This is a genomic window from Pseudomonas sp. FDAARGOS_380 (assembly GCF_002591235.1).
GTDB lineage: Bacteria > Pseudomonadota > Gammaproteobacteria > Pseudomonadales > Pseudomonadaceae > Aquipseudomonas > Aquipseudomonas salmasensis.
On record NZ_CP023969.1, the window covers coordinates 5,255,885 to 5,279,601 of the forward strand.

The window sequence follows — 23,717 nt, forward strand, 5'->3', positions numbered from 1 at the left end:
CGGCCAGCGCCTTAACGGCCACCGCCCAGGTCAATGAATGTTCCGGTGGAATACGACGCCTTGTCCGACAGTAACCAAATAATCGCCTCCGCCACTTCATCCGGGCGCCCGCCCCGCGCCATGGGTATGCCCGACTCCAGCTTGCTGACCCGGTCCGGGTCGCCGCTCAGGGCATGGAAGTCGGTAAAGATATAGCCAGGGCGTACCGCGTTGACACGGATACCCTCACCTGCGACCTCTTTCGATAAGCCGATGGTGAAGGTATCCAGCGCGCCCTTGGAGGCGGCGTAGTCGACATACTCACCCGGCGAGCCCAGCCGCGCCGCCACCGACGACACGTTGACGATACTGCCGCCCTGCCCGCCATGGCGGGGCGACATGCGCAGCACCGCGTGCTTGGCACACAGGATCGGGCCCAACACATTGGTCTTGAGGATTTTGAGGATACGAAACTCGGACATTTCATCGACCCGCGACTTGTGCCCCACGGTGCCGGCGTTATTGACCAGCGCGGTGACCCGGCCCAGCTCCGCATCAACGCGATTGAACAGGCCGATCACTTCATCCTCGATGCTGACATCGGCCCGCACGGCAATCGCCTGGGCGCCCAATGCGCGGACCTGATCAAGTACATGGTGGGCAGCGTCTTCATCCGCCTGGTAGTTGATGCAGATGCGATAGCCCTGGCGCGCCGCGAGCAATGCTGTCTGGGCGCCAATGCCACGGCTGCCCCCCGTGATGATGACGACTTTGTCCATGGCTGCGGCCTCCTGATTCAACCGGATGTTTAGGGTTGGATCCAAGAATACCTTTCACTTAACGCTTTTGTCAGGCGCTACCGGCTCTTCGGTGCGCCGGATATTGGCCATGAAGCTGTCGGCCGGCAACGGGTGCCCTAACAAATAACCTTGCAAGGAGTCACACCCCAGGCGGGTGAGGAAGTCCTGCTGCATATCGGTCTCCACGCCTTCAGCGACAATTCGCAGGCCAAGGGCCTGGCCCAGGGCCACGATGGCCGAGACGATGGCCGCGTCGTCGCTGTCGTGTTCCAGGTCACGCACAAAACCGCGGTCGATCTTCAACTCGTTGGCCGGCAGGCGCTTGAGGTACATCAGGCTGGAGTAACCGGTGCCGAAGTCATCGATGGACAGGTCCACGCCCATGTCCGAGAGCTGCTGCAACACCGTCATGCTCGCATCGGCATCGCTCATGGCGGTGGTCTCGGTGATTTCCAGCGTGAGGCTGTTGGCCTGCAAGTGGTGACGCTCCAGCGCCGCCGCTACGCTGTTGACCAGCCCGGCATGGCAGAACTGCAGCGCCGACAGATTGACGGCGATGCGCCAGCTCTCATAGCCCTGGGCGTACCACACGCGCATCTGGCGGCAGGCTTCATCGAGTACCCACTCGCCGATGGGAATGATCAGCCCGGTTTTCTCCGCCAGTGCAATAAACGTAGCGGGCATCAGCAAGCCCTGTTGCGGATGCTCCCAGCGCAACAGCGCCTCGGCCCCTACGGCAACACCGCTGACGGCGTCGAACTTGGGTTGGTAGTGCAAACGAAACTGCCCCTGCTCCAGGGCATTGCGCAGGTCTTGCAGCAATTGCAGTTGTTTGCGCGCGTTGGTGTTCATCGACACATCGAAGAAGCTGTAGCCGTTCTTGCCCATGCCCTTGGCGTGATACATCGCCGCGTCGGCGTTCATCAGCAGTTCCTGGGGGTTATTACCGTTGCCCGGGAACATGGCGATACCGATGCTGGCCGAGATTTGCAGCTCATGGTCGGCCACCGTGAACGGGCGGTTGATCAGGCTCACCTGGCGCTCGGCCAAGCCCATGGCATCGTCGGGCTGGGTGAGCTGCACCAGCAACACAAACTCATCACCGCCGATGCGGGCCAGGGTGTCCTGGCTGCGCAAATCCTCGCGCAAGCGCAAGCCGACCTCGCGCAGCAACTGGTCGCCCAGGTGATGACCAAAGGCATCGTTGACCGGCTTGAAACCATCCAGGTCGATAAACATCAAGGCAAAGCAACCGCCCCGCTCGTTCACCGCCTGGATGCCTTGTTGAATGCGATCAGCCAGCAACGTGCGGTTAGGCAGGCCGGTGAGCATGTCATGCAGGGCCAGGTGGGTGAGTTCCTGGTTGGCCAGGGTCAGGGAATCGGTGAGCACGGCGGTGCGCGCTTCCAGGCGCGCATCCAGCACCGAGGTCAACAGCGCAATGACCAGCACCGCCAGCGAAGTGACCAAGACCAGGTTATCCAGGCCCTTGCCGCTCAGGCCGGTCAATGCGGCGCCGCAGAAGCTGCCATCGGCAAAGCGTGCCGCAGCCATCCCGGTGTAGTGCATCCCCACGATAGCCACGCCCATCACCACGGCGGCGCCACCCCGTGCCAGCCGTACATAAGGTGTGTTGCGCCGCAGGTTGAAGGCAATCCACAGCGCGGCGCCGGAAGCCACCACCGCGATCATCAACGAAGCGCCGAACAAGGCCGGGTCGTAATCAATGCCCGGCGTCATACGCATCGCGGCCATGCCGGTGTAATGCATGCTGGCGATACCGGCGCCCATCACCAGCGCGCCCAATGCCAGTTGCCAGGCCGGTAAGCGTGGCTGGCTGACCAGCCATAACGCAAACCCGCTGGATAGCACGGCGATCAACAGCGAGAACAGGGTAATGGCTACGTCAAAGCCCAGGGCAAACGGCAGGCGCAGGGCCAACATCCCGATAAAGTGCATGGACCAGATGCCGACACCCATCGCCACTGCGCCGCCAGTGATCCACAGGTAAACAGCCCGCCCCTTGGCCGTCGCGATACGCCCGGCCAGGTCCAACGCGGTGTAGGACGCCAGGATGGCCACGCACAGGGAAATCACGACAAGGGAGGTTGAATAGCTACCGATCAGCATGGCACGTCTCGCAGGCGACCGGCGCAAAAGCCCGTGCCGGGTGGCAAATCGGGCGATTGTAGCGAGTATGAATCCGAGGCAGGTGATTAATTGATCCGTGGGCCATGACGCCGTTTCTGGCGTCAATCGGCTGGCTTCATCAGGGTGTTTTCAACGACGCCACGGACATCAAAATGCGGGGTTGTCTGTAGGAGCGAGCTTGCTCGCGAAAAATTCACAGACGCCGCGTTCATTCAGCAAACACGCGTTATCGTTGACGTTTTTCGCGAGCAAGCTCGCTCCTACAGTCGGTCACTGCTTTTCGGCCAGGGAGGTCTGGCCGTCCCAGCCTCCGCCCAGCGCTGCGATCAACTGCACACTGGCCACCAGGCGCGATTGCAGCAAGGTCAACACCGTACGCTCGTTACTCAGGGCCGTTGCCTGCACCGTAACCACGTCCAGGTAGGCAATCAACCCGGCCTTGTACTGGTTTTCGGTCAAGCGCAACGATTCACGCGCGGCTTCCAACGCTTCATTGCTGACCACCGCCTCGTCGGCGAGCACCTTGAGCTGCACCATGTAGTTTTCCACCTCACGGAAACCGTCCAGCACGGTCTGGCGGTACTTGGCCACGGTTTCGTCATAGCTGGCCACGCTGCGGTCGACTTCCGCCGAACGCTGGCCGCCATCGAACAGGGTCATCGCCAGTTTCGGCCCCACCGACCAGAAACGGTTCGGCAGGCTGATCCAGTCCTCGTACGTACTGCTGGAATAGCCGCCCTGCAGGCTCAGGCTGAGGTCCGGATAATAAGCCGCCTTGGCCACGCCGATATTGGCGTTGGCGGCGATGACCGAGCGTTCAGCCGAGGCAATATCGGGGCGACGCTCCAGCAATTGGGACGGCAGGCTCACCGGTATCTGCGGCAGGGCCGGGATGTCGTTGCTCACAGCCAGATTGAAGTTAGCCGGCGCCTCGCCGATCAACACCGCAATGGCGTTTTCCAACTGAGCGCGCTGCCAGATCAGGTCAATCAGGCTGGCCTGGGTGGTCTTGAGCTGGGTTTGCGCCTGGGCGATGGCGTCCTTGCCGGCCACACCGGCACGGTACTGGTTTTCGGTCATTTTCAACGAACGCTGGTAGGTGTCCAACGTGGCTTGCAGCAGGCGCGTCTGCTCGTCCATGACCCGCAGTTGCAGGTAGCTTTGCACCAACTCCGACTGTTGGCTCAGGCGCATTGCGGCCAGGTCGGCCGAGCTTGCCTCGGCGCTGGCTTCGTTGGCCTCCAGGCCACGGCGTAACTTGCCCCAGATATCCGCCTCCCAGCTCACACCCAACTGCGCATTGAGGGTGTCGCGAATCCCGCTGCTGGAACTGCTAAGGCTGGCACTGCTGCTGCCGGTGCCCTGGCTGGCGCGGGTCTTGCCAACGCTCAGGTCAACGCTGGGGTAAAACGCCCCGCGTGAGCTGCGCACCAGGGCCTTTGCTTGACGAAAACGCGCTTCGGCCTGGGCGACGGTCTGGTTGGAGGCGTTGAGGCGTACCACCAGGTCGTTGAGTTGACGGTCACCGTACAGCTCCCACCAGGCGCCGCGGGCCAGGGAGTCGCTGGGGTTGGCCTGACGCCAGCCCTGGGCTTCTTTGAATTGCACCGGCTCGATGACCTCCGGGCGCTTGTAGTCGGGGCCGATGGCGCAGGCGCTGAGCAACATAGCCAGGCCCACTGTAGGAGCGAGCTTGCTCGCGAAAGCCGTCAACGATAACGCGTTCATTCTGGATGAGCGCGGCGCATGGGCGTTCTTCGCGAGCAAGCTCGCTCCTACAGGGGTTGCAGGGGCGTTGGTTGGGTCGGTCATAGCGCAGTGTCCAGGGCAGCATCGGTACGCACGCCGCGCCAGGCGTTGAAGCGGTGGCGCGCGCGGTCGAGGTAAAGGTAAACCACCGGGGTGGTGTAAAGAGTCAGGATCTGGCTGAAGACCAGGCCACCGATGATGGTCAGGCCCAACGGATGGCGCATTTCCGCGCCGTCGCCGCTGCCGAGCAGCAACGGCAAGGCACCGAGGATCGCGGCCAGGGTAGTCATCAGGATCGGCCGCAGGCGCAAGAGGCAGGCGCTGCGGATCGACTCCAGCGGGCTCATGCCGTCGTTGCGCTCCAACTGCAGCGCGAGGTCGATCATCAGGATCGCGTTTTTCTTCACCACGCCGATCAACAGGAACAAGCCCAGCAAGGAAATCAGACTGAACTCGCCGCCTAGCAGGTAGATCGCCAACAACGCACCAACACCGGCCGACGGCAGCGTAGACAGGATGGTCAGCGGGTGAATGTAGCTTTCATACAAAATACCCAGCACCAGGTACACCGCCACCAGCGCGCCGAGAATCATGAACGGCTGGCCTTTCTGGGTCGCGGCGAACGCATCGGCGGTGCCGGCCATCTTGGCGATCACATCTTCGGGCAGCCCGACCTTGGCAATCGCACGCTCGATGGCCGCCGTGCCCTGCTCCACCGTGACGCCGGGCGCCATGTCGAAGGCGATATTCTCCGAAGCGAACTGGCCTTCATGGCTGACGCGGTCATCGGCCAGGCTGTTTTCATAATGAGCAATGGTCGACAACGGCACCCGTGCGCCGTCGGCGGTGATCACCTGCATCTGGTTGAGGGTGATCGGGTCCTGGGCGTATTTGGGATTGACCTCCATCACCACCTGGTACTGGTTGAGGCTGTCGTAGATGGTGGAAATCTGCCGCTGACTGTAGGCGTTGTTGAGCACCGCCGTGACCATATTCATGTCGATGCCCAGGCGCTTGGCCTGGTCGCGGTCGACAATCAGCGTGACCTGGGCCGCGCCCCGGCCTTCGCGGGCGTCGATGGCGGTCAGCTCCGGCAACTCACGCATGGCCGCCACCACTTTCGGGTACCACAGGCGCAGCGCGGCCAAGTCACCGCTTTGCAGGATGTAGGAATACTGCGCGCTGGTCTGGTCGCGGCTGCCGCCAAATTGCAGGTCCTGGTCGGCCATCAGGAACAAGCGCCCGCCCGGCACCAGTGGCACCTCTTTGCGCAGGCGCTCGATCACCGCCTGGGCGGAGATCTTGCGTTCGCCGATCGGCTTGAGGCGTACCAGCATCACCGCATTGTTAGTGCCTTGGTTGCCACCGATAAAGCCGGCCACGCTGAGCACCGCCGGGTCCTTGAGCACCGCCTGGCGAAAGATCTCCATCTTCGGCTGCATCACGCTGAACGACAGGCCATCGTCGCCGCGCACAAAACCGATCAACTGGCCGGTGTCCTGCTGGGGCATGAAGGTTTTGGGCACCACCACGTACAGCGCGATATTCACGCCCACGGTGACCAACAGGCTGAGCAAGGTCAGGCGCCGATGGCGCAGCACCCAATCCAGGCTGGTGGCGTAGCCGGCGACCATGCGGTCGTTGACCTTCTGACTCCAGCGCTGCAATCCGGTCTGCTGGTCCTTCACATGCGGCTTTAACCAACGGGCACAGAGCATGGGCGTCAGGGTCAGCGAGACAATCAGTGAGACGATGATCGCCGCCGACAAGGTGATGGAAAACTCACGGAACAGGTTGGTGACGATGCCGCCCATAAACAGAATGGACAGGAACACCGCCACCAACGACACGTTCATCGACAGCAAGGTAAAGCCGACCTCCTGGGCGCCCAGGTAGGCGGCTTTCATCGGTGGCACGCCCTCGTCGATGTGCCGGGAAATGTTCTCCAGCACCACGATGGCATCGTCCACCACCAGCCCGGTGGCAAGAATCAGCGCCATCAGCGAGAAGTTGTTCAGCGAAAAGCCGTACAGGTACATCACCGCAAAGGTGCCCACCAGCGACACCGGCACCGCCAGGGTCGGGATCAGCGAAGCACGGAAGTTACCCAAAAACAGGTACACCACCAGGATCACCAGCCCCACCGCAATCAGCAGGGTCATTTCCGCCTCATGCAGGGTGGCGGTGATCACGGGTGAACGGTCCATGGCCAGGCTGAGCTTTACGCTGGACGGCAACACCGCCTGCAAGGCCGGCAACTGCGCCTTGATCTGCCGCACGGTTTCGATGATGTTGGCGCCGGACTGGCGGTTGATCACCAGCAACACCGCCGAATCATTATTGAAGAAGCCGCTGTTGTAGCGGTCTTCCACCCCATCAGTGATCTTCGCCACGTCCTTGAGGCGCAGGGCGGCGCCGTCCTGGTAGCGAATCAGCAGGGGCTCATAGTCCTTGGCTTTTTCCAACTGGTCGTTGGCCTGGATCTGCCAGTTGCGCTCGCTGTCTTCCAGGGAGCCTTTGGGCCGGCGCTGGTTGGCGTTGGCGATGGTGTTGCGCACATCGTCCAGGGCGACGCCGTACTGATCGAGGGCCTTGGGTTCCAGCTCGATGCGCACCGCCGGCAGCGAACTGCCGCCGATCTGCACTTCGCCCACGCCCGGCACCTGGGACAGGCTCTGGGACAAGATGGTCGAAGCCAGGTCGTACAACTGCCCTTTCTGCAACACGTCGGAGGTCAGCGACAGCACCATGATCGGCGCCTGGGACGGGTTGATCTTCTTGTAGGTGGGCATGCTGCGCATACCGCTGGGCAGCAGGTTGCGCGACGCGTTGATGGCCGCCTGCACTTCCCGCGCCGCGCCGTTGATGTCGCGGTCGGAATCGAACGCCAGAATCACCCGGGTAGAGCCCTGGCTGGAGGAACTGCTCATGGTGGTGATACCGGCAATCGCGCCGAATGAGCGCTCCAGCGGCGTGGCCACCGTAGACGCCATCACCTCGGGGCTGGCACCGGGCAAGCTGGCCGACACCACGATCACCGGGAAGTCGATCTGCGGCAATGGCGACACCGGCAGCAAGTTGAAGCTGACGCCACCGAGCAACATGATCGCCAGGCTCAGCAGCATGGTCGCGACCGGCCGGCGGATGAAAGGTCCGGACAGGTTCATGGCTCAACCGGCTCCAGGCGTTGTGGCTCTTTGCGCCAGCGCCGGCCAAGACGATCAAAGTACAGGTAGATCACCGGCGTGGTGAACAGCGTCAACACCTGGCTCACCAGCAAGCCACCGACCATCACCAGGCCCAGGGGCTGGCGCAGTTCGGCGCCGGAGCCACTGGCGAGCATCAACGGCACGGCACCGAACAAGGCGGCCAGGGTGGTCATGAGGATCGGCCGGAAGCGCAACAGCGCCGCCTGGTAGATCGCGGTCTGCGGGTCCAGGCCCTGGTTGCGTTCGGCGTCGAGGGCGAAGTCGATCATCATGATCGCGTTCTTTTTCACGATACCGATCAACAGGATAATGCCGATGATCGCGATCATGCCCAGGTCATTGCCACTGAGCAGCAACGCCAGCAAGGCCCCTACCGCCGCCGATGGCAAGGTCGAGAGGATGGTGATCGGGTGGATATAGCTCTCATAGAGCACACCGAGCACGATGTACATGGTGACCACCGCCGCCAGGATCAACAGCAAGGTGCTCGACAACGAGGCTTCGAACGCCTGGGCCGCACCCTGGAACTGGGTTTGCACGCCCACCGGCATGCCAATGTCCTTCTGGGTCTGGTTGATCAGCTCCACGCCTTTGCCCAGCGCCACGCCGGGCGCCAGGTTGAACGACATCATCACCGCCGGGAACTGGCCGATATGGGCAATTGCCAACTGTGCCTGGCGCTGTTCCACATGGGCCAGGCTCGACAGGCGTACCTGGCCACCATCGGTGGTTTTTACATGGATCTGGTTGAGGGCCGCCGGGCCAAGGGTTTCGCCGGACTGGGCCTGCAACACCACCCGGTACTGGCTGGCCTGGGTGTAGATGGTGGAGATCTGCCGCTGGCCGAAGGCGTCATACAGCGCATCGGTGATGGTCGAGACACTCACGCCCAGGCGCGAGGCCGCATCGCGGTCAATCACCAGGTACACCTGCAAGCCTTTGTCCTGCAGGTCACTGGCCACGTCGGTGAGTTCCGGCAACTGGCTGAGGGCATGCACCAGCTTGCCGCTCCACAACGCCAGCAGCTCGGCGTCCGGCGAGGACATGCTGAACTGATACTGGGTACGGCTGACCCGGTCCTCGATGGTGAGGTCCTGCACCGGCTGCATGAACAAGCGGATGCCCACCAGCTTGTCGATTTGCGGTTGCAAGCGCGTGATCACCTGGGCCGCGCTCAAGTCGCGCTGGCCGTGGGCCTTGAGGTTGATCAGCAAGCGCCCGCTGTTGAGGGTGGCGTTATCGCCGTCCACGCCAATGTAGGACGACAGGCTCTCGACTGCGGGGTCGGCGAGAATGATCTTCGCCAACTCCTGCTGGCGCTGGCTCATGGCCGCAAAGGAAATCGACTGCGGCGCCTCGGAAATGCCCTGGATCACCCCGGTGTCCTGCACCGGGAAAAAGCCCTTGGGCACCACCAGGTACAGCACCACCGTAAGGCCCAGGGTGGCGATCGCCACCAGCAACGTCAGCGGCTGGTGCTTGAGCACCCATTGCAGCTTGCGGCCATAGGCTTCGATCAGCCAATCAATCCAGGCGCCGCTGGCTTTGTAGAAGCGGCCCTGCTCTTCTTCCTTGGGTTCGCGCTTGAGCAGGCGCGCGCACATCATCGGCGTGAGCGTCAGGGACACCACCAGGGAAATCAGGATCGCCACGGCCAGGGTGATGGCAAATTCACGGAACAGCCGCCCGACCACATCAGCCATGAACAGCAGCGGGATCAACACCGCAATCAGCGACAAGGTCAGGGATATCAGGGTGAAACCGATCTGCTTGGCGCCCTTGAGCGCGGCCGCCATCGGCGTCTCGCCTTCCTCGATATAGCGCGAGATGTTCTCCAGCATCACGATGGCGTCGTCCACCACAAACCCGGTGGCGATGGTCAGGGCCATCAGCGTCAGGTTATTGATGGAGAATCCGGCCAGGTACATCACGCCAAAGGTGCCCACCAGGGACAGCGGCACGGCGATGGACGGAATGATCGTGGCGCTGACCCGGCGCAGGAACAGGAACGTCACCATCACCACCAGGGCAATGGCGATCAGCAGCTCATGTTGTACGTCTTTGACCGAGGCGCGGATGGTCTGAGTGCGGTCGGTGAGCACCGTCACGTCCAGGCCGGCCGGCAGGTTGTCGGTGATGCTGGGCAGCAGGGCCTTGATGCGGTCCACCACCTCGATCACGTTGGCACCCGGCTGGCGCTGGATATTGAGCAGCACAGCCTGGTTCTCGTTGGCCCAAGCGGCGAGGCGCTCGTTTTCGGCGCCGTCGACGATCTGCGCCACATCCTTGAGCCGCAGCGGTGCGCCATTGTTGTAGGCCAGGATCAGTTCGGCATATTGCTCAGGCGAAACCAACTGGTCGTTGGCGTCGAGCATCGACACGCGGGTGGGGCCGTCAAAGTTACCCTTGGGCTGGTTGACGTTGGAGGCGGCGATCAGGGCGCGCACGTCCGACAGGTTCAAGCCGTTGGCCGCCAGGGCCTCGGGGTTGACCTTGATGCGCACGGCCTGGCGCTGGCCACCGGCGATGCTGACCATGCCGACACCGCTGATCTGCGCGATTTTCTGCGCCATGCGCGTGTCGACCAGGTCATTGAGCTTGGGCAGCAACATGGTCTTGGAGGTGATTGCCAGGGTCAGCACCGGGGTATCTGCCGGGTTGACCTTGTTGTACACCGGCGGCGCCGGCAAATCCTTGGGCAGCAGGTTGGTGGCGGCGTTGATCGCGGCCTGCACCTGTTGCTCGGCGACATCCATATTGATGTCGAGGTTGAAACGCAGGGTCAGCACCGAGGCACCGCCGGAGCTGGTGGACGCCATCTGGGTCAGCCCGGGCATCTGCCCGAACTGGCGCTCCAGCGGTGCGGTGACCGCGCTGGTCATCACGTCGGGGCTGGCGCCGGGGTACAGGGTCATCACCCGGATGGTCGGGTAATCCACCTGGGGCAAGGCCGATACCGGAAGCAAGCGGTACGCGATGATGCCGGCCAGGACAATGGCCAGCATGCTCAGCGTGGTGGCGACCGGGCGAAGGATGAACAGGCGCGACAGGTTCATGAACCGACCTTTTGCGCCTTGCCGGCGTCAGCGCCGGTCTCCCCTTTCGCTGCGGGCTTGCCTTGCAGGTGTTCGGTCGGGGTGGTCGGCACCTCGCTGCTGGCGTTGACCACTTCGATCTCGCTGCCGTCCTTAAGGCGGTCAGTACCTTCCAGTACCACGCGGTCGCCAGCGGCCAGGCCTTCCTTGATCACAGTGTTTTCGCCATCGGTGTCACCTACCACCAGCGGCTGGACCTTGACCTTCTTGTCGCCGTCGAGCTTGTAGACAAAGGTGCCATTGTTGCCGAACTGGATCGCCGCGGAGGGCGCCAGCACCACGTTCTTCAAAGTGTCGGCCAGCAGATGCACATTGACGAACTGGTTGGGGAACAGCGCCTGGTCCTTGTTATCGAAACGCGCCTTGAATTTCAGCGTGCCGGTAGTCACATCAATCTGGTTGTCCAGGCTTTGCAGTACACCGACCGCCTGTTTTTTCACGTCGCTACGGTCCCAGGCTTCCACGGGCAATTTGTTGCCGGCGTGGTAACGGGCCAGCACGGTTTCCAGGGTATTTTCCGGCAGGGTGAAGGCCACGCTGATCGGCTGGGTCTGGGTGATCACCGCCAGGGCGGTGGTGTCGTTGGCGGCCACAAGGTTGCCGACGTCCAGCTGGCGCAAACCGACGCGGCCACTGATGGGCGCACGGATCTTGGTGAATTCCAGGTTGAGCTTGGCGTCGTCCACCGCGCCCTGGTTGGTCTTGACCGTGCCCTGGTATTGCAGAACCAGCGCTTCGGCGGTGTCCAGGGTTTGCTTGGCGATACTGTCTTGCGCGTACAGGGCGCGATAACGCTGTACATCGACCTGGGCGTTCTTCAACTGGGCCTGGTTCTGCAGCAAGGTGCCCTGGGCCTGGAGCAAAGCGTTCTGGTAGCTGCGTGGGTCGATTTCTGCCAGCAGGTCGCCGGCCTTGACCATCTGCCCTTCCTCAAAGGCGATCTTGACCAGCTCACCGCCCACCCGGCTGCGCACATTAATGGTGTTCAGCGCCGTGACCGTCCCCAGGGCCTTGTAGTACACCGGGAACTCCCCCAGCACCGCCGGTGCCACACGCACCGGTACCGGCCCGGTGGAACCACCGAAGCCCGGGCGCGCCATGCCGGTCTTGCCCGTGTGCCCCGCCGGAGCATCTTTATGGGCCGCGCCACTGGGCCAGAATTTCCAGCACAGGCCGGCGATAACCAGCAGCACGAGCAGGCCAAACAGCCAGCGGCGGGAGTTGCGGGAGGAGGATTGCATGGAGTGATCAACCATTGGGGGTGAGAGCTTCTTCTTCGGGAGGCTGAAAGATAAGCACTGGGGTGCGTTTAGAAAAGCACCTTTACCGGCTATTTACCTTAGGCTTACAACGTTTAACTTTTGATCTTAGTCCACCGGCTATTTCGCTAAGCCGCTGACGCTCAAATAAAAACGGCCTGGACTAGGCCAGGCCGCAATCATGCATCATACGTGTTACTGCCAAACGACAGTCATACGTAGAAACAGTTACTTCAACACAGCCAGGGCGGCGTCGTAGTTTGGCTCTTCAGCGATTTCCTTGACCAACTCGCTGTGCAGCACGTTGTCGTTTTCGTCCAGCACCACGACAGCGCGTGCGGTCAGGCCTTTGAGCGGGCCGTCGGCAATGGCCACACCGTAATCAACAGCGAAGTCCGAATCACGGAAGTCCGACAGGTTCTTCACGTTTTCCAGGCCTTCGGAGCCGCAGAAACGTGCCTGGGCGAATGGCAGGTCGGTGGAGATGCACAGCACCACGGTGTTGGCCACGTCGTTGGCCTGGGCGTTAAACTTGCGCACCGAAGTGGCACAGGTTGGGGTGTCAACGCTTGGGAAGATGTTCAGCACTTTGCGCTTGCCGGCAAAGGTAGCCAGGGTGGCGTTGGACAGATCGCCGGCGGTCAGGGTGAAGTCTGCGGCTTTTGCGCCGACTTTCGGCAAATCGCCTTCAACCTGGACCGGGTTGCCTTTAAGAGTGACTTGAGCCATGAACAGAATCCTTATGCTGGGTTTGGTTAAACGAATTCGAGAGGCGGAAGTTAACCACAAAGTGCCGAAGCTACCTACCGCCAGACACAAATTGTCATGTCCTGAGGTTGTGGTTTAATTGCGCGCTTTGCGCCTGCCCTTCAAGGAAACCTTCGTCGATGAATCAGCCCGCCACCAAAGTCCTGGTCATTGGCTACGTCTGGCCCGAGCCCCGTTCCTCGGCTGCGGGCGGGCATATGATGCAAATCCTTGAGAGCTTTCTTACGCAAGGTTGGGACATTACCTTCAGCAGCCCCGCCACCATCGGCGAACACAAGGCCGACTTGCCCGCACTCGGGATCGCCGAACGCGCTATCGAACTGAATAACAGCAGTTTCGATGACTTTGTCCGCGAACTGGCCCCGGACATTGTGCTGTTCGACCGTTTCATGATGGAGGAGCAATTCGGCTGGCGCGTGGAACAATGCTGCCCCGACGCCCTGCGGGTGCTGGAGACCTCCGACCTGCAAAGCCTGCGCGACGCCCGTCACCAGCGTTTCAAGGCGCAGGTGAAAGCCAACCCCGACAGCGACGACTTCAGCGCCCTGTTCGCCCCGGCATTGGAGGACGAGTTCCAGCGCATGGCCGATACCGACTTGGCCAAACGCGAAATCGCCGCCATCTACCGCTGTGACATCAGCCTGATGATCTCCGACGTGGAGATCCGCCTGCTCACCGAACAGTTCCAGGTGCCGGCCGCCCTGCTCCACTGGTGCCCGTTGATGCTGCAACCGCCCTGCGCCGCGTTTGCGCCCTTTGAAGACCGTGCGCATTTCCTCAGCATCGGCAACTTCCGCCACGCGCCCAACTGGGATGCGGTGCTGTGGATGAAGCACAGCCTGTGGCCGCTGATTCGCCAACAACTGCCGGGCGCGCAGTTGCATATCTACGGCGCCTATACCCCGCCCAAGGCCACCGCCCTGCACAACCCGGCGCAGGGTTTTCATGTGATGAACTGGGCCGAAGATGCGCTGCAAGTCATGACCGCCGCGCGTATCTGCCTGGCACCGCTGCGCTTTGGCGCCGGCATCAAGGGCAAGTTGGTGGACGCCATGCTGTGCGGCACGCCGAATGTCACCACCCCCATCGGCGCCGAGGCCATGGGCGATGACCAACCCTGGCCCGGCGTGATCGCAGAGGACGCCCCGGCCCTGGCCGCCGCTGCCGTGGCCCTTTACCATGACCGCGAGCGCTGGACTCAAGCCCAGGAGCATGGGCGCCAACTCCTGGCCCGACGCTATGACCAGGACGTGCACGGGCCCGCCTTGGTGAAATGCCTGGAACGTTGCCGCAGCAACCTTGCCGCCCATCGCCGGGACAACTTCACCGGCAGCATGCTGCGCCACCACGCGCATAAAAGTACCCAGTACATGTCCCAGTGGATCGAGGCCAAAAACCGCACCCTATAAACACTGGCGCTGGCGAGGTCGCGCGCGACGGGGCATTATCCTACGCAGCAACCACAATAAAGCGACGGCAGCATGACCCGAGCAACGCGCATCACCGACCCTTCCTACGAGCTGATGGACGACCACAACGGCCTGTCCATCATCTATCGCCAGCACGGCTTCCCCTGCCCCCTGGTGCGCTGGCATTTCCACAAGGAATACGAGCTGCACCTGATCGTCGCCAGCTCCGGCAAGGTGTTTATCGGCGACTACATCGGCAACTTCTACCCCGAAAGCCTGTTCCTCACCGGCCCCAACCTGCCCCATAACTGGATCAGCCAGGTGGAAGAAGACGAAGTCGTGCCCAAGCGCGACATGCTGGTGAACTTCACCGATGAATTGTTCGAACATGGCAGCCACATCTTCACCGAACTCAAAAGCCTGGCGCCGCTGCTTGAACGTGCGCAATACGGCATCGAATTTCGCTGCAAAAAAACCATCGCCCACGCCATGAACCTGATGCAACGCATCGAAGACGCCCAAGGCATGGCACGCCTGGGGCACTTCTTTATCTTGCTGGAAGTGTTGAGCGCCTGTGAGGACTACCAGTTGCTGTCCGGCGTGACCACGCCACAGCAAGCCGACGAACACAGCATCGACCGCACCAACCGCGCGGTGGACTACATCTTTGCCCACTACGCCCGAGAGTTGCCGCTGGAAGAAGTGGCGGAGTACCTGGGGATGAAGCCGACGTATTTTTCCCGCGTATTCAAGCAGGCCACCGGGCGCACTTTTATTGAATTCGTCAATCGGCTGCGCATCAGCAAGTCCTGTGAATTGCTGGCCGATGGGGACAAGGCGGTGACGGATGTGTGCTTTGAGTCGGGGTTCAATAATATTTCCAACTTCAATCGGCGGTTTCAGCAGCTTAAGGGGATGACGCCGTCTCACTATCGGCGGTTGGCGGTGCAGCGGTTGACTGAGCAAAATCTGGCTTAAGCGAGGCATCCACTGGTCAGAACTGTCGATTCTGACAGTGTCGTACAGCCAAGAGGTTAGCCATGCTGGGGTTCTGGCATCCGAGCGGAATTCGCCATGAAAAAGTCGACGACTGTTTTTGCTATCAACGAATCCACACGTTTCGATATCCCAGGGGACACTTGGAGCTGGACCGGTGAGGGCGAGATATATGAGGACGATTACGACAATCAATACCGCTGGTTCTCCAGAGCGGTAGCCAGAGATTGGGGCCGGGCATTGACCGGACTTGAAGACATTCAGTTGACCATTCGGCTACGTGGCGAGCAAACGGGCGAAACACTCATTGCCACTCATCCGGGAGGCTCGGAAGAACTGCATAATATAACGCCTGGAAAGCCTGCCCTTTACCGGTTCTACCTCCGGTCCACAGTGACCGGCGAAGTTTCAGTGCGCCTTAATTTCAAATCCAACCGGATCATGGTGATCGATACGATCAATGTGATAGGGCCGGTCAGTCCGTGGCGCCGTATACTTGGACGTTTTTTCCGCTTGTTCAACAGTCATAAGGCATAAAGGGGGCGCATTTATTTCGGCTTAAATAAATGCGTGCCCTTTTTCAGTATTCCACGCTTTTCTACGTTAAAGATAAATTTTGCTGCTGTACTAAGGATGACCTCGGTTGATTAACGAAAAAACCAACGTTTTAATCTGCATTGTGGATGTGTACTGAAAGGACACTTTCAGATTTGGGAAGTTAATCTGATCCAGCGAATAAGTATCAAAGCCACCCAATACGGTATCCAAAGGCAGCTTCGTCAGGCCTTGTGATTCCATGGGCATACCGAAAGCTGCTCGCACCTCTGACTTGGATGCTAATAACGCAAAAGGCTTGGGAAGCTCACCCTTGTACTCTGTCGTACCTTCAACAGTAGAGCGCAGGGTGATGAAGAGTCGCTCGAACCTCCTCGTCTCAGCCCAGAAACTTAACTCCAGGCCGTCAGCTGGCTTTTTCAGCGATAACCAATCACGCCCACTGTAGAGCTCAGTGAGTGGCAGGCCTGGAATAATTCCATGGAAAATTAAATCCTCATAGAACCATCCTAGATGTTTGATCCAACGCTCAATTTTCACGACACCCATCAATTCCATCCTTATTTTTGATTGTTATCGTCTATCTGAGAAAGAGCGAATTCTGTTCTTGGCCACACGTAAAATCATGGGAGGCTTGCTGGAGCAAACAGCTAATTGCCACTGGCGATCATATTGGCAGTTCACCTGCTCCATGCTTGAGGCAATACGCTCCTAATTTATCACCGAGAAACTGATATTGTTTACAGCATAGCTTTCAAGATAACCAATTATAACTTTCGCATTCGGATGCCATTCGTTGGACAACTTATATGCATCCCACCCTCCCCGTATACCCAGCCCCCCTGGAAGCCTGGCACGACCTCTCGAATCAATAGGTTCTCCCAAAGCACTACGCACACTTTGCTGATTAATCATCAGGGAAAATGGAGCGGGTAGCCCTCCAGCATAAACCGGTTGCCCGACCGTCGGGATGAGTGTGATCAGAATCTGCTTCAGGGACTTGGTCCTGTCATTGAAGAGCAACTCCACTCCCTCTACTGGACGCATGGTCGGCCAATCGCTGTCCTCAAATGGCTTCACCAGCGGTTGATTGGGAATCTTCCCACTTGCTACAAGTTCGGTGAAAACAAGTCCTAAACTCTCTACCCACAACTTAATCGCTGGCGCATCCATCAGTACCATCTCTGAATTTGGTTGATGTCATGTAATTGTCGGCGAGCAGCCTAAATATTAAACCATGCGCCCCTCTCATCCGGGATTAATTGCATCCACGGGCATAAAATCTTCCTGCTATCGACAGTTAGCGGAGCAGCGGTTAACTGAGCAGAGTCTAGCTTGACGTGATCATTCCCACGCGCTGAGCGTGGGAACGTTACTATTTATTAGTCGAATTTAACTTTCAGAGCAATTTCAATTATGGTGTGTACTTCTCAAACAGAATCCCATGCTACACACCATATCGTCATTACGATATTGAAATCCGAGGTGAACACCGGGATAACCAAAACCGTCCATGCGGTAGATGTCGCTACCACCGTACCCCCGATATTTTAAAATTTTAACCGGCTCCTTCGACTCGAAAGGCGCCCCAAACAATCTATGGACGTCGATTCGACTCATTTTAATTGTAAGAGGCGAAGGTAACTCACCGGTATAAGAGGGAATACCACCAGCCATGTTAATTAAAGAAAAAAGAACCTCAGTGAGGACTCTATTTTCCGCTCTAAACCAAAGTTCAACACCAGACTCTGGCTTTTGGATCAAATATTCATTATCGTGACCCTCTAATGAAGGTGCCAGAGGCTTGCTCGTAATCACACCCTCCGCTAGAAGGTTTGCATGAGTAGATCCAAGCCCGGCCAGCAAGCGTTTGATCGTCAAGGCATCCATTAGTACCACCCTTGTTCTTGATTGATCTTATGCATTTTGGCGCGAGCCTCTTCCAATTTTTTTTGAGTAAAGCCTTCCTCAATCATGTAAGGTCTAATCACGTCGAAATTACTGTCTACAGCCGCCCGAAGATCAGCGGCGTCAAAGTGTTGCTTAACTTTATTGTTACGCCCTCCGTACGTCTCGCTATATTTTTGATGGATATGAGCAGGAATAGCAATGCTGGCTACTCGCATGAGCAACTCGTTGATTTCGTAATCCATAAACGCTGTGGATACGTTTTTCAGATATCGCCTGATCGCCGCCTGCGAAGGCATATGATCCACATGCAAACCGCGCCTTGATCGGCCACTGAAAGCCCCATAGATGTCGACCTCCAACGGCCTGACCGCCGGCTTGGCAAACACCAAATACAACGGCGGCACACCCGAATCAGCCGGAAACGAAATGATCGTATCCTGCCAGGTGATGTTTTCTGCATCCCGCCCTGGATAGTGACTGATCGCCGAATCTTGCCCCACCGCAATCGGATGAACAAACACGTTATCCAAGCGTTCCGGTGTTCCGGGATACGGGCTCGGCACGCTGACAACCGGGCCGCGGTTCGGCGTCCATGTGATGCTGATGCCATCCAGCACCGCCACCATCGCGCTTTTGTCCACATTCCACCGGGCTTGTGCAACCGGCACACGGTCAGCGCCACTGCCAGGATTGGTATGTATGCCATAAACACGCAGTTCACCGGACTCATCCTGGCGAAACTGGAAACGCACTCGCGTGCTGGCCAAACGCATCCCCTCCAACTGCTCCGGGGTGTACAGCGTTGAATCACCGATATCCCGTGGCCAGAATGCCAGCAGCACGAGGTTGAGGGCGGAACTGGCGCCGGCCAAGCCTCGTACAGCCCAGGCACCAAGGTCGCTGCCGAGTGTGCCGGCTACCCTGCCGACGGCGCACGTGGTACCGGTTGAGGCCATAAGGGCCGTGGTGCCGAAGTTTTTGGCATTTTCCGGGGCGGTGCCCGCGGCCGTAGAGCCGGCTGGCACCGAAACACAGGATTTGGCGAAAACGCAGGCATCAGCGACACGATTCGACGCAGCGGGCGCGGCATAATTCGCAGAGGGAGAGGCGGATGCAGTCGGCCTCATTACAATCGGGGTGACACGTTGAGGTTGGGGACCGAACTCCTGAGATTTGGAACTCTGATTGGCAATCAACTCCGGCGGCGGATCGCATTTGCAGATGCACAGATCACCCTCCAGCGCCGCTTGCTTGCCGTTCCACTCTTCGTGCAAATGAGGGCCGGTAAGCGCGATGAAGCCTTCAGTGCCGCAAGCCGGACAAGCGACTCGGTCACCCTCCCTCGAGATCATTTCGCCGTTGAAGCTGGTGCCCTCACAACCGCTGATTACTTTGCCACCCGCCGTGGTGGTTGAACCGGTGGTGATGTTGTAGCGCCTCACATCTGACTCTCCACGCGATAACCAGCCTTTAGAAGACCAGGAATACCCTCGCCGTCCGCGTACTCCACCACCTGAGCCAGGTTTTGCAGGCTGCTCGTCACGGTGTCGCCGTTGTCGGTAGCGCTGCCGACAATGGCGATGGGCAGACCTTTGTAGGTGGCTGCGAAACCTGCTCCCGAGACAATTTCGCTCTCTTTGCCATCGGGGTAGCGCACTCGGTCGCCGACGCACGCGATGCGCAAGTCATGGATCTCGAGGCTGGTGCTTGCAGTGATAATTTCTCCGCCCATACGTGTTCTCGAGCCGAGCGTCGCGTAGTCGTAGATGGCTTTGATTGGGCGAGTTGATGGTTGGCTTTCAGTAGCGGTGTCTTTCATGTTTCGTCCTTTTTATTATCCGCACAGGAGGGCCCACACACAGTCGTGGCACTGACTTATGCAAAGGGGATGGCGCGCAAATGGCGCAAGAAAGATGGTGCTGGCAGGCGCAAAGCCGAACAACTGTCCGTTCGGCTAGGTATTGGGAAAAACAGAAACGTCTTACAAGGCTTTGAGGTTGCCCCTAGGACACTCGATCTCTAGTCTCCGTACACCGCTGCACACTCAGCGGTCGGGCGTCGCGGCCTGTATTTCTCCGGATTCTTTAATACATCTGCGGAGCTTGACCATGATCAAACCCACCTCAAATCCCCCAATCGATCCAGCACCCAGCGTGCTATTCACCGTTAAAGACGGCATCTGCACCCAAGACCTGCTGGTCAACCTCAGCGAATCCCTCGCCTCAGCCCACGCCCTCACCTGCGATTTCGCCTTTGAACTCGACGGCTCGCGACGAGAAGGTGCGCTGGGTATTGCACAGTTGATTGAGGTATCCAGGCTGTTGGCTGAACGCGTATTGGCTGATATCGAGCGTTAAACACTGCGCTGATCGTTCCCGCGCTCCGCGTGGGCATGCATACCGTGACGCTCTGCGTCACCCGGGGACGCAGAGCGTCCCTAGCGGCGTTACCACGCGGAGCGTGGGAACGATCAGGTGGTCGACGAGTGCAAAAAAGTATCAGTAAGCGTGCTCCCAAGGATTTGTCACCGCCGCTTTTGAAGGCTGTAATCAACGCACACTCTTCCTGACTCCTTGTAGGAAGACACAACAACAATAACCGTCCTTCTGTAGCCCTCTGGGCGCGGAAATGGAGTGCGCGATGAAGTTCACAGCAAAAGCATTGCTTGCCTGTACCTGCATGACCCTCAGCGCCGTCAGCCTTGGCGCGCAAACCCTGACCATTGCCACCGTCAATAACAGCGACATGATCCGCATGCAGAAGCTCTCGAAAACCTTCGAGGCCGAGCACCCGGAGATCAAGTTGAACTGGGTGGTGCTCGAAGAAAACGTGCTGCGCCAACGCCTGACCACCGACATCGCCACCCAGGGCGGGCAGTTCGATGTGTTGACCATCGGCATGTACGAAGCCGCACTCTGGGGCGCCAAGGGGTGGTTGGAGCCGATGAAAGACTTGCCGGCGTCCTACGACCTCGACGATGTGTTCCCTTCAGTGCGTGACGGCTTGTCAGTCAAGGGCTCGTTGTACGCCCTGCCGTTCTACGCCGAAAGCTCGATCACCTATTACCGCACCGACCTGTTCAAGGACGCCGGGCTGAGCATGCCCGAGCACCCGACCTGGAGCCAGATCGGCGAATTCGCCGCCAAACTCACCGACAAATCCAAAGAGCAATACGGCCTGTGCCTGCGCGGCAAAGCCGGTTGGGGTGAGAACATGGCGCTGATCACCACCCTGGCCAACGGCTTCGGCGCGCGCTGGTTCGATGAGAAGTGGCAGCCAGAATTCAACGGCCCCGAGTGGAAGAACGCGCTGAACTTCTACGTCGACAACATGAAGAAATCCGGCCCGCCGGGTGCCTCCAGCAACGGCTTCAATGAAAACCTGGCGCTGTTCAACAGCGGCAAGTGCGCGATCTGGGTGGATGCCAGCGTGGCCGGCTCGTTTGTGACCGACAAGAGCCAGAGTAAGGTTGCAGACCATGTGGGCTTTACCTTCGCGCCCCATGAGAAAACCGATAAGGGCACCTCGTGGCTGTACTCCTGGAGCCTGGCGATCCCCACCAGTTCCAAGGCCAAGGACGCCGCCAAGGTGTTCACCAGTTGGGCCACCTCCAAAGAATACGGCCAGCTCGTGGCCAAGACCGATGGCATCGCCAACGTGCCGCCCGGTACGCGCCAATCCACCTACAGCGACGAGTACATGAAGGCCGCGCCGTTCGCCAAGGTGACGCTGGAATCGCTGAAAGTGGCCGACCCGACCAAGCCAACCGAGAAACCGGTGCCGTATATCGGTATCCAGTTGGTGACCATTCCTGAGTTCCAGGCGATTGGTACCCAGGTGGGCAAGTTCTTCTCGGGGGCGTTGACCGGTCAGCAAACCGTCGATGCTGCATTGACCGCCGCGCAGAACACCACCGAGCGGGAAATGAAGCGGGCTGGTTATCCCAAGTAACCCCATAACCTGTAGGAGCGAGCTTGCTCGCGAAGGTATTCCAAGCGCATCGCGGTGTCGGATGTACCTTTTTCGCGAGCAAGCTCGCTCCTACAGGGCTTTTGCGCACCTGTCTCTATCTGGCCTTGATTATCATGAATACTCCCACCAAAAACCGCCTGGCCAACCCCGGCTGGTTTCTCGTCAGCCCCTCGGTGGCCTTGCTGCTGCTGTGGATGATCGTGCCGTTGGGCATGACCCTGTACTTTTCGCTGATCCGCTACAACCTGCTCTACCCCGGCGAAAACCAATTCGTGGGGCTGGAGAACTTCAGCTACTTCATCACCGATTCGGGCTTCCTGCCCGGCGCCACCAATACCCTGTTGCTGGTGGGCAGCGTGTTGCTGATCAGCGTGGTGTTCGGCGTGTTGATCAGTGCGCTGCTGGAGGCCAGTGAGTTCCTGGGGCGCGGCATCGTGAGGGTGATGCTGATTTCGCCGTTCTTCATCATGCCCACCGTCGGTGCGCTGATCTGGAAGAACCTGATTTTTCACCCGGTGTCGGGGATTCTCGCCGCGGTGTGGAAGTTCTTCGGCGCCGAGCCGGTGGACTGGCTGGCGCATTACCCGCTGCTGTCGATCATCATCATTGTGTCGTGGCAATGGCTGCCCTTCGCGATCCTGCTGCTGATGACCGCCATGCAGTCCCTGGACCAGGAGCAAAAAGAAGCCGCGCGCCTGGACGGTGCCGGCGCCATTGCGATCTTCTGGCACCTGACCCTGCCCCACCTGGCCCGCCCGATTGCCGTGGTGGTGATGATCGAAACCATCTTCCTGCTCTCGGTGTTCGCCGAAATCTTCACCACCACCAACGGTGGCCCCGGCTACGCCTCCACCAACCTCGCCTACCTGATCTACAACCAGGCGCTGGTGCAGTTCGACGTGGGCATGGCCTCGGCCGGCGGCTTGATTGCCGTGGTCATCGCCAATATCGCGGCGATCATCCTGGTGCGGATGATCGGCAAAAACCTGACTGACAAGCCTTGAGGGCCGCGCCATGACGCTTCAACAATCCCGCCGCCTGCAAAGCCTGTTGCTCGGCACGTTGGCCTGGGTCATCGCGATCCTGATTTTCTTCCCGATCTTCTGGATGGTACTGACCAGTTTCAAAACTGAAATCGACGCGTTCGCCACCCCGCCGCAGTTCATCTTCACGCCGACGCTGGAGAACTACCTGCACATCAACGAGCGCAGCAACTACTTCGCCTACGCCTGGAACTCGGTGGTGATTTCCTTCAGCGCCACCGCCCTGTGCCTGCTGATTTCGGTGCCGGCCGCCTACTCCATGGCGTTCTACGAAACCCAACGTACCAAGGGCACGCTGCTGTGGATGTTGTCCACCAAAATGCTGCCGCCGGTGGGCGTGCTGATGCCGATCTACCTGCTGGCCAAGAGCTTTGGCCTGTTGGACACGCGCATTGCGCTGATCATCATCTACACCCTGATCAACCTGCCGATTGTGGTGTGGATGGTGTACACCTACTTCAAGGACATCCCCAAAGACATCCTCGAAGCCGCCCGCCTGGACGGCGCCACCCTGTGGCAGGAAATGGTCCGCGTGCTGCTGCCCATCGCCAAGGGTGGCCTGGCGTCCACGGTGTTGCTGTCGTTGATCCTGTGCTGGAACGAGGCGTTCTGGTCGCTGAACTTGACCTCCTCCAGCGCCGCGCCGTTGACCGCCTTGATCGCCTCTTACTCCAGCCCCGAAGGTTTGTTCTGGGCCAAGTTATCCGCCGTCTCGACCCTGGCCTGCGCGCCGATCCTGATCTTTGGCTGGATCAGCCAGAAGCAGTTGGTACGCGGTTTGTCCTTTGGCGCCGTCAAATAATAATTCGAAAAGGAGGCCC

The 23,717-nt window shown here is 59.6% G+C and carries 19 protein-coding genes; 7 read left to right on the plus strand and 12 right to left on the minus strand.

Annotated elements, in window-relative coordinates:
* Positions 1-11: 11 nt before the first annotated feature.
* The 7 genes from CRN80_RS24655 to tpx all read right to left on the minus strand — a co-directional run bounded on the left by CRN80_RS24655 (position 12) and on the right by tpx (position 12,971).
* Positions 12-758: an SDR family oxidoreductase gene (locus CRN80_RS24655; RefSeq protein ID WP_032892040.1), complete on the minus strand. Its 747-nt coding sequence runs from the start codon at positions 756-758 to the stop codon at positions 12-14.
* 54 nt (positions 759-812) lie between these two features.
* Positions 813-2,909: a bifunctional diguanylate cyclase/phosphodiesterase gene (locus CRN80_RS24660; RefSeq protein ID WP_098951646.1), complete on the minus strand. Its 2,097-nt coding sequence runs from the start codon at positions 2,907-2,909 to the stop codon at positions 813-815.
* 291 nt (positions 2,910-3,200) lie between these two features.
* Positions 3,201-4,742 carry an efflux transporter outer membrane subunit gene (locus CRN80_RS24665; RefSeq protein WP_081089377.1) on the minus strand — a complete coding sequence of 514 codons (1,542 nt, stop codon included), beginning with the start codon at positions 4,740-4,742 and terminating at the stop codon, positions 3,201-3,203.
* The gene (locus CRN80_RS24670) at positions 4,739-7,846 is read right to left on the minus strand and encodes an efflux RND transporter permease subunit (RefSeq protein ID WP_098951647.1); all 3,108 of its coding nucleotides are present in this window, start codon (positions 7,844-7,846) and stop codon (positions 4,739-4,741) included. The genes CRN80_RS24665 and CRN80_RS24670 overlap by 4 nt, the downstream gene beginning before the upstream one ends.
* Positions 7,843-10,944: an MdtB/MuxB family multidrug efflux RND transporter permease subunit gene (locus CRN80_RS24675; RefSeq protein ID WP_047710745.1), complete on the minus strand. Its 3,102-nt coding sequence runs from the start codon at positions 10,942-10,944 to the stop codon at positions 7,843-7,845. The genes CRN80_RS24670 and CRN80_RS24675 overlap by 4 nt, the downstream gene beginning before the upstream one ends.
* Positions 10,941-12,239: an MdtA/MuxA family multidrug efflux RND transporter periplasmic adaptor subunit gene (locus tag CRN80_RS24680; RefSeq protein ID WP_098951648.1), complete on the minus strand. Its 1,299-nt coding sequence runs from the start codon at positions 12,237-12,239 to the stop codon at positions 10,941-10,943. Before CRN80_RS24680 ends, CRN80_RS24675 begins: the two co-directional genes overlap by 4 nt.
* A 231-nt stretch (positions 12,240-12,470) precedes the next feature.
* Positions 12,471-12,971: a thiol peroxidase gene (gene tpx, locus CRN80_RS24685; protein ID WP_032892046.1), complete on the minus strand. Its 501-nt coding sequence runs from the start codon at positions 12,969-12,971 to the stop codon at positions 12,471-12,473.
* 158 nt (positions 12,972-13,129) lie between these two features.
* Here tpx and CRN80_RS24690 point away from each other — a divergent pair, with 158 nt between their 5' ends.
* The 3 genes from CRN80_RS24690 to CRN80_RS24700 all read left to right on the plus strand — a co-directional run bounded on the left by CRN80_RS24690 (position 13,130) and on the right by CRN80_RS24700 (position 15,952).
* Positions 13,130-14,419, plus strand: a complete 1,290-nt coding sequence (locus CRN80_RS24690) for a glycosyltransferase (RefSeq protein WP_098951650.1) — start codon at positions 13,130-13,132, stop codon at positions 14,417-14,419.
* Positions 14,420-14,491: 72 nt separating this feature from the next.
* The gene (locus tag CRN80_RS24695; RefSeq protein ID WP_032892048.1) at positions 14,492-15,397 is read left to right on the plus strand and encodes an AraC family transcriptional regulator; all 906 of its coding nucleotides are present in this window, start codon (positions 14,492-14,494) and stop codon (positions 15,395-15,397) included.
* Between the two features lie 96 nt (positions 15,398-15,493).
* Positions 15,494-15,952 carry a hypothetical protein gene (locus CRN80_RS24700; protein WP_032900598.1) on the plus strand — a complete coding sequence of 153 codons (459 nt, stop codon included), beginning with the start codon at positions 15,494-15,496 and terminating at the stop codon, positions 15,950-15,952.
* 90 nt (positions 15,953-16,042) lie between these two features.
* On the opposite strand, the gene CRN80_RS24705 is transcribed toward CRN80_RS24700, so the two are convergent.
* From CRN80_RS24705 to CRN80_RS24720, 5 genes are all read right to left on the minus strand, one after another.
* Complete coding sequence (locus tag CRN80_RS24705) at positions 16,043-16,519, minus strand: DUF6392 family protein (RefSeq protein WP_256588552.1); 477 nt, start codon at positions 16,517-16,519, stop codon at positions 16,043-16,045.
* A 162-nt stretch (positions 16,520-16,681) separates the two neighbouring features.
* Positions 16,682-17,143 (minus strand): DUF6392 family protein, encoded by a 462-nt coding sequence (locus tag CRN80_RS24710; RefSeq protein ID WP_256588553.1) that lies wholly within the window; start codon positions 17,141-17,143, stop codon positions 16,682-16,684.
* A gap of 237 nt (positions 17,144-17,380) precedes the next feature.
* Entirely contained in the window at positions 17,381-17,860 is a 480-nt protein-coding gene (locus tag CRN80_RS30995; protein ID WP_138183574.1) for a DUF6392 family protein, read from the minus strand.
* Positions 17,860-19,323, minus strand: coding sequence for an S-type pyocin domain-containing protein (locus tag CRN80_RS24715; protein ID WP_098951655.1), 1,464 nt, complete (start codon positions 19,321-19,323; stop codon positions 17,860-17,862). The genes CRN80_RS30995 and CRN80_RS24715 overlap by 1 nt, the downstream gene beginning before the upstream one ends.
* Positions 19,320-19,700 carry a PAAR domain-containing protein gene (locus tag CRN80_RS24720; protein WP_169918601.1) on the minus strand — a complete coding sequence of 127 codons (381 nt, stop codon included), beginning with the start codon at positions 19,698-19,700 and terminating at the stop codon, positions 19,320-19,322. Before CRN80_RS24720 ends, CRN80_RS24715 begins: the two co-directional genes overlap by 4 nt.
* A gap of 289 nt (positions 19,701-19,989) precedes the next feature.
* Here CRN80_RS24720 and CRN80_RS24725 point away from each other — a divergent pair, with 289 nt between their 5' ends.
* The 4 genes from CRN80_RS24725 to CRN80_RS24740 all read left to right on the plus strand — a co-directional run bounded on the left by CRN80_RS24725 (position 19,990) and on the right by CRN80_RS24740 (position 23,698).
* Positions 19,990-20,238, plus strand: a complete 249-nt coding sequence (locus tag CRN80_RS24725) for a DUF6124 family protein (RefSeq protein WP_098951657.1) — start codon at positions 19,990-19,992, stop codon at positions 20,236-20,238.
* Positions 20,239-20,521: 283 nt separating this feature from the next.
* Positions 20,522-21,832, plus strand: a complete 1,311-nt coding sequence (locus tag CRN80_RS24730) for a sugar ABC transporter substrate-binding protein (protein WP_032892053.1) — start codon at positions 20,522-20,524, stop codon at positions 21,830-21,832.
* A 134-nt stretch (positions 21,833-21,966) separates the two neighbouring features.
* Complete coding sequence (locus CRN80_RS24735) at positions 21,967-22,857, plus strand: carbohydrate ABC transporter permease (RefSeq protein WP_014718700.1); 891 nt, start codon at positions 21,967-21,969, stop codon at positions 22,855-22,857.
* A gap of 10 nt (positions 22,858-22,867) precedes the next feature.
* Positions 22,868-23,698: a carbohydrate ABC transporter permease gene (locus CRN80_RS24740; RefSeq protein ID WP_098951659.1), complete on the plus strand. Its 831-nt coding sequence runs from the start codon at positions 22,868-22,870 to the stop codon at positions 23,696-23,698.
* Positions 23,699-23,717 lie beyond the last annotated feature (19 nt).

Excerpts from the sequence above, each read along its gene's own strand:
- CRN80_RS24655 (WP_032892040.1), bottom strand. The coding sequence starts at position 758 with ATGGACAAAGTCGTCATCATCACGGGGGGCAGCCGTGGCATTGGCGCC.
- CRN80_RS24660 (WP_098951646.1), bottom strand. The coding sequence starts at position 2,909 with ATGCTGATCGGTAGCTATTCAACCTCCCTTGTCGTGATTTCCCTGTGC.
- CRN80_RS24665 (WP_081089377.1), bottom strand. The coding sequence starts at position 4,742 with ATGACCGACCCAACCAACGCCCCTGCAACCCCTGTAGGAGCGAGCTTG.
- CRN80_RS24670 (WP_098951647.1), bottom strand. The coding sequence starts at position 7,846 with ATGAACCTGTCCGGACCTTTCATCCGCCGGCCGGTCGCGACCATGCTG.
- CRN80_RS24675 (WP_047710745.1), bottom strand. The coding sequence starts at position 10,944 with ATGAACCTGTCGCGCCTGTTCATCCTTCGCCCGGTCGCCACCACGCTG.
- CRN80_RS24680 (WP_098951648.1), bottom strand. The coding sequence starts at position 12,239 with ATGGTTGATCACTCCATGCAATCCTCCTCCCGCAACTCCCGCCGCTGG.
- tpx (WP_032892046.1), bottom strand. The coding sequence starts at position 12,971 with ATGGCTCAAGTCACTCTTAAAGGCAACCCGGTCCAGGTTGAAGGCGAT.
- CRN80_RS24690 (WP_098951650.1), top strand. The coding sequence starts at position 13,130 with ATGAATCAGCCCGCCACCAAAGTCCTGGTCATTGGCTACGTCTGGCCC.
- CRN80_RS24695 (WP_032892048.1), top strand. The coding sequence starts at position 14,492 with ATGACCCGAGCAACGCGCATCACCGACCCTTCCTACGAGCTGATGGAC.
- CRN80_RS24700 (WP_032900598.1), top strand. The coding sequence starts at position 15,494 with ATGAAAAAGTCGACGACTGTTTTTGCTATCAACGAATCCACACGTTTC.
- CRN80_RS24705 (WP_256588552.1), bottom strand. The coding sequence starts at position 16,519 with ATGGGTGTCGTGAAAATTGAGCGTTGGATCAAACATCTAGGATGGTTC.
- CRN80_RS24710 (WP_256588553.1), bottom strand. The coding sequence starts at position 17,143 with ATGGATGCGCCAGCGATTAAGTTGTGGGTAGAGAGTTTAGGACTTGTT.
- CRN80_RS30995 (WP_138183574.1), bottom strand. The coding sequence starts at position 17,860 with ATGGATGCCTTGACGATCAAACGCTTGCTGGCCGGGCTTGGATCTACT.
- CRN80_RS24720 (WP_169918601.1), bottom strand. The coding sequence starts at position 19,700 with ATGAAAGACACCGCTACTGAAAGCCAACCATCAACTCGCCCAATCAAA.
- CRN80_RS24725 (WP_098951657.1), top strand. The coding sequence starts at position 19,990 with ATGATCAAACCCACCTCAAATCCCCCAATCGATCCAGCACCCAGCGTG.
- CRN80_RS24730 (WP_032892053.1), top strand. The coding sequence starts at position 20,522 with ATGAAGTTCACAGCAAAAGCATTGCTTGCCTGTACCTGCATGACCCTC.
- CRN80_RS24735 (WP_014718700.1), top strand. The coding sequence starts at position 21,967 with ATGAATACTCCCACCAAAAACCGCCTGGCCAACCCCGGCTGGTTTCTC.
- CRN80_RS24740 (WP_098951659.1), top strand. The coding sequence starts at position 22,868 with ATGACGCTTCAACAATCCCGCCGCCTGCAAAGCCTGTTGCTCGGCACG.